4 protein-coding genes and 1 tRNA gene are annotated in these 3460 nt (G+C 42.0%); 2 read left to right on the top strand and 3 right to left on the bottom strand.

The genetic code is table 11. The annotated features are described in order from the left end of the window. Nucleotides 1–245: 245 nt before the first annotated feature. The gene (locus PN499_RS24790) at nucleotides 246–1355 is read right to left on the bottom strand and encodes a vWA domain-containing protein (protein WP_272035557.1); all 1110 of its coding nucleotides are present in this window, start codon (nucleotides 1353–1355) and stop codon (nucleotides 246–248) included. Between the two features lie 288 nt (nucleotides 1356–1643). On the opposite strand from PN499_RS24790, the gene PN499_RS24785 reads away from it, so the two are divergent. Next, on the top strand, nucleotides 1644–2426 hold the full coding sequence (locus PN499_RS24785) for an ABC transporter permease (protein ID WP_272035555.1): 783 nt from the start codon (nucleotides 1644–1646) through the stop codon (nucleotides 2424–2426). Nucleotides 2427–2607: 181 nt separating this feature from the next. Here the strand turns inward: PN499_RS24785 and PN499_RS24780 are convergent. Both PN499_RS24780 and PN499_RS24775 read right to left on the bottom strand, forming a co-directional pair. Further along, nucleotides 2608–2678 (bottom strand) — tRNA-Gly (locus PN499_RS24780). Nucleotides 2679–2749: 71 nt separating this feature from the next. Further along, nucleotides 2750–3226, bottom strand: coding sequence for a hypothetical protein (locus PN499_RS24775; RefSeq protein WP_272035553.1), 477 nt, complete (start codon nucleotides 3224–3226; stop codon nucleotides 2750–2752). A gap of 46 nt (nucleotides 3227–3272) precedes the next feature. On the opposite strand from PN499_RS24775, the gene PN499_RS24770 reads away from it, so the two are divergent. Further along, on the top strand, nucleotides 3273–3460 hold a 188-nt coding region (locus tag PN499_RS24770), incomplete at its 3' end, for a hypothetical protein (protein ID WP_272035552.1).

The following is a 3460-nucleotide window of genomic DNA, read 5'->3' as shown; positions in this document are numbered from 1 at the left end:
CTGTTGGGATTGCTTCGCGGAGCTCGCAATGACAAGTATTTAACCGGACATGATATCATAGGCTTAACCTGAGATATTTTCAGCATGAAATTCCTGCCAAGTATTGAACTAATACCAGCTTAAACAATTTTTTCCTGATGTCAAAATAAATCAGAAAAAATTTATCAACAAAGTTCCTAATTCTTTAGTCCGCGTAGGCGGACTTTGTTCGTGTAGATGCGATTTCAATCGCCCAATAATAAAGGCTACTGAAGCTTAAATCCTTTAGCTGCTAATTGTTGACGGAGACTTTGAATAATTACATAATCAAGAGTATTGTCTCCCCCATTAGGATTAACTTGACGTTGTTTAGCAACATATTCTTCACGTTTTCGAGATAAGTCACGAATACTAGCTTGAATTCTCTCTCTTTCAGCTTTCTTGGCCGCTACATACTCGCGCTTTTGCCCTAAAGTCATACCCCGCATCACTGGCGGTAAAGCATCATTTGATAATCGCTCAAGAGTGACAATTCCACGATCGAGAGCATCAATTAAATCCCAAGAAGCATTGCTATAATAGTCAGAAACTTTTGAGCTACTACGCAGGGCTAAATTGGGGCCAGCATTACTATCTTCCATCGCCTGACGTTGTTGACCAACTGCTCCTTCTCTACCATAGGGAATGTAGGTTTGATTGAGTTGATCGTTCAACTTAGTAATTTGATCGTCGTAAGGCGACTTGATAACTTCAATCTTTCTGTCTTGGTTAATATTGAAGTGACTACCTTGTGCTAAAATAGCTCCTGAAGCCCAAAGTTGTCGCTCTTGACTTTCTGCTGAACCACAATAGATAGTGTTAACCAAAACATTTTCCCCAGTAGCAAGAGTAACAGATTCTCGCCAAGGAATCGGGCCTTGATCGAAGGGTTCGTTACCCGCAATAAAAACAACGCGAAAATCTGCTGGATCTTTACTCCAGTTTAATTCTTTAAGAGCGGAACGGATTACCCAACCAGCATATTCTTGACCGCCGTTGGTTTTGATGCTGAATAGCTTTTCGGATACTAAATCTAATTCGGGAGTAAAGCCAGTTAGCAGTCTGACAAAACCTTCTTGGGAAGGTAAACTGTCGTTACCATAATGATAGAGTGCAACTTCTAATTCTGGCACTTCGCCATCTTTAGTTACTTTAGTTAAGGCATTAACAACTTGCCAAATTTGCGTGCGAGTTTGCTCAATCAGTCCATCCATGCTATTACTAGAATCTAGGAGAATAGCCATCTGAATTTTAGCTTTGGCAAAGGCTTGGCTGGGGAAACATAAGAGACTCAAGGTAAGCGTGGTAGAGAATAAAATTCGAGTTAGTTTCTGCATAGGTTTTCGGGTTTAATCTATCAAACAGTATTGTCGGCAAATCTAGCTTAAATTTAGCCGATTAATTTTTCCGTTACCATAAATGTAACAATAAGTAAAATGATGTTTGCGATCGCGCCAGCTACTCGTAGTAACACCTATACGTAGTTGATGCGATATAATATGGCTTAAAGGCTTTTTCTGTAACGCCACCCTCTGCGAGGTTAATATTACCGCCCAGAGGGCGGCGATACAAATTATCTGTAACTATTTATCAATTGACAAGAGCATCTTTATACTCATTAAAATATGCAAAGATATCTTTACGTAATTATATTATTTTGGAGTACCGCGATCGCAGCGGAACTAGAGTATCGCATTAACTTCCTCTTAGCTGCCCTCAGTAGCGTTGGAAACCTTGCTGGTAGCCTATTTGGACTATTTCTCTTCTATCGCACTGGCTACACCTTCGCGGGCTGGAAATGGGAAGAAGCTCTAGTCGTGCTCGGTATATTTACCATCCTCCAAGGCTTTTCCGCCATCTTCCTTGTACCCAACCTCAACCGCATCGTCGATCAAGTTCAACAAGGGACTCTTGACTTTGTACTTCTCAAACCAATTAGTTCCCAGTTTTGGCTATCCGCACGTACCGTTTCCCCTTGGGGAATACCCGATTTAGTATTTGGAATTGTGGTATTAGTCTACTCAGCCAACAAACTAGGAATAGGGCCGATCAATTGTATTTTGAGTGTCATACCCTTGGCATTTGGCATGATTAGCCTTTATAGTTTGTGGTTTATGTTAGGGGCGATGAGTATTTGGTTTGTTAAAATCTATAACGTTACTGAAGTTCTCAGAGGTTTGTTAGAAGCAGGTAGATATCCAATGGCGGCTTATCCCGCAGCTTACCGTTTCTTTTTCACCTTCGTTGTACCTGTGGCTTTCCTAACTACTGTTCCCGCAGAAACTCTACTCGGTAGAGGAGAAACATTGTGGATTTTTGGGGCGGGAGTTTTAGCGATCGCACTTTTTTTAGCCTCTGGTCTCTTCTGGCGATTTGCCTTACGTTTTTACACCAGTGCTTCTAGTTAATGAAGGATCGATCGGGACAATTCTTTAACAAGGCTTGCTTAAATTCCCCTGCACTCTTAAAATAAATCTCTGGATTATCTACTCAAGCCAAATCAATAACTTTAGCTATTCGTAGTAAATAACTACACCCTCATGAGAGATATAACTTCAGCCCAAGGTGTTAGTAATTTCTTAATTTATAAGCGGGTGGCGGGAATCGAACCCGCATTATTAGCTTGGAAGGCTAAAGTTTTACCACTAAACTACACCCGCACAGACTTAATTACCATAACATAGATTTTCCAAAAGTGCAAGTAATTTGAAAATTTTCCTAATCTAGAGCTTTAAAGAGCTTTAACCGTTAGTCTTAACCACAGTTCTGAATATACGGCTTGACCGCCAGAGTGGGCGGCCTGAAATTGCCAATTTTTGAGCAATTCTTTTGCAAAACCTAGATAATCAGTGCTTTGAACTCCCGACTGCCTTTGAGTGCCATCTTCAACTGGATTTACCTGTCTAATAATAGTAAGCTTTCCTTCCTCATCAATTTCGACAAGCACTTCAAAAGTTAAAGCAGAACCAGATCTCAGCCCAATTTGCAGGGGATCGAGAACAGGCGAAAACTGCCTCTGATTTTGTAATGGTTTAGCTAGTTGGTCAGGGATATCTCTTTCTCCGCTGCGAATGCTACCTAAATCAAAAGTGGCTACAAGACTGCCATTATTCGGACTCTCAGAGGGTTGGGGCTTCGGAGAAGGTGTGAGTGGTGGTCTAGGGGTTACAGGTTTGCGATCGCCTAAACTAGCTGGTGGATAAGGCATTGCTCTTACAGAACCCGCTCGCACAACAACAGGTTTTGGAGTTACAGTGGGTTTAGGTTGTGGCGATCGCGCAGCAGGTTTTGCAGCTACAGTGGTTTTAGGTGCTGGTTTAGGTTGTGGCGATCGCGCAGCAGGTTTTGCAGCTACAGTGGTTTTAGGTGCTGGTTTAGGTTGGGGCGATCGCGCAGCAGGTTTTGCAGCTACAGTGGTTTTAGGTGCTGGTTTAGGTTGGGG

Source organism: Kamptonema animale CS-326, assembly GCF_028330895.1.
In the GTDB taxonomy this organism is placed as follows: Bacteria; Cyanobacteriota; Cyanobacteriia; order Cyanobacteriales; family Microcoleaceae; genus Kamptonema; species Kamptonema formosum.
The sequence above is the reverse complement of the archived record's forward strand: the minus strand, read 5'-3'. Positions and strand labels throughout refer to the sequence as shown.

What these genes read in the sequence shown, in the direction of transcription:
- PN499_RS24775 (WP_272035553.1), bottom strand. Translation starts at nt 3,226, where the DNA reads ATGCCTTATCCACCAGCTAGTTTAGGCGATCGCAAACCTGTAACCCCT.
- PN499_RS24790 (WP_272035557.1), bottom strand. Translation starts at nt 1,355, where the DNA reads ATGCAGAAACTAACTCGAATTTTATTCTCTACCACGCTTACCTTGAGT.
- PN499_RS24785 (WP_272035555.1), top strand. Translation starts at nt 1,644, where the DNA reads ATGCAAAGATATCTTTACGTAATTATATTATTTTGGAGTACCGCGATC.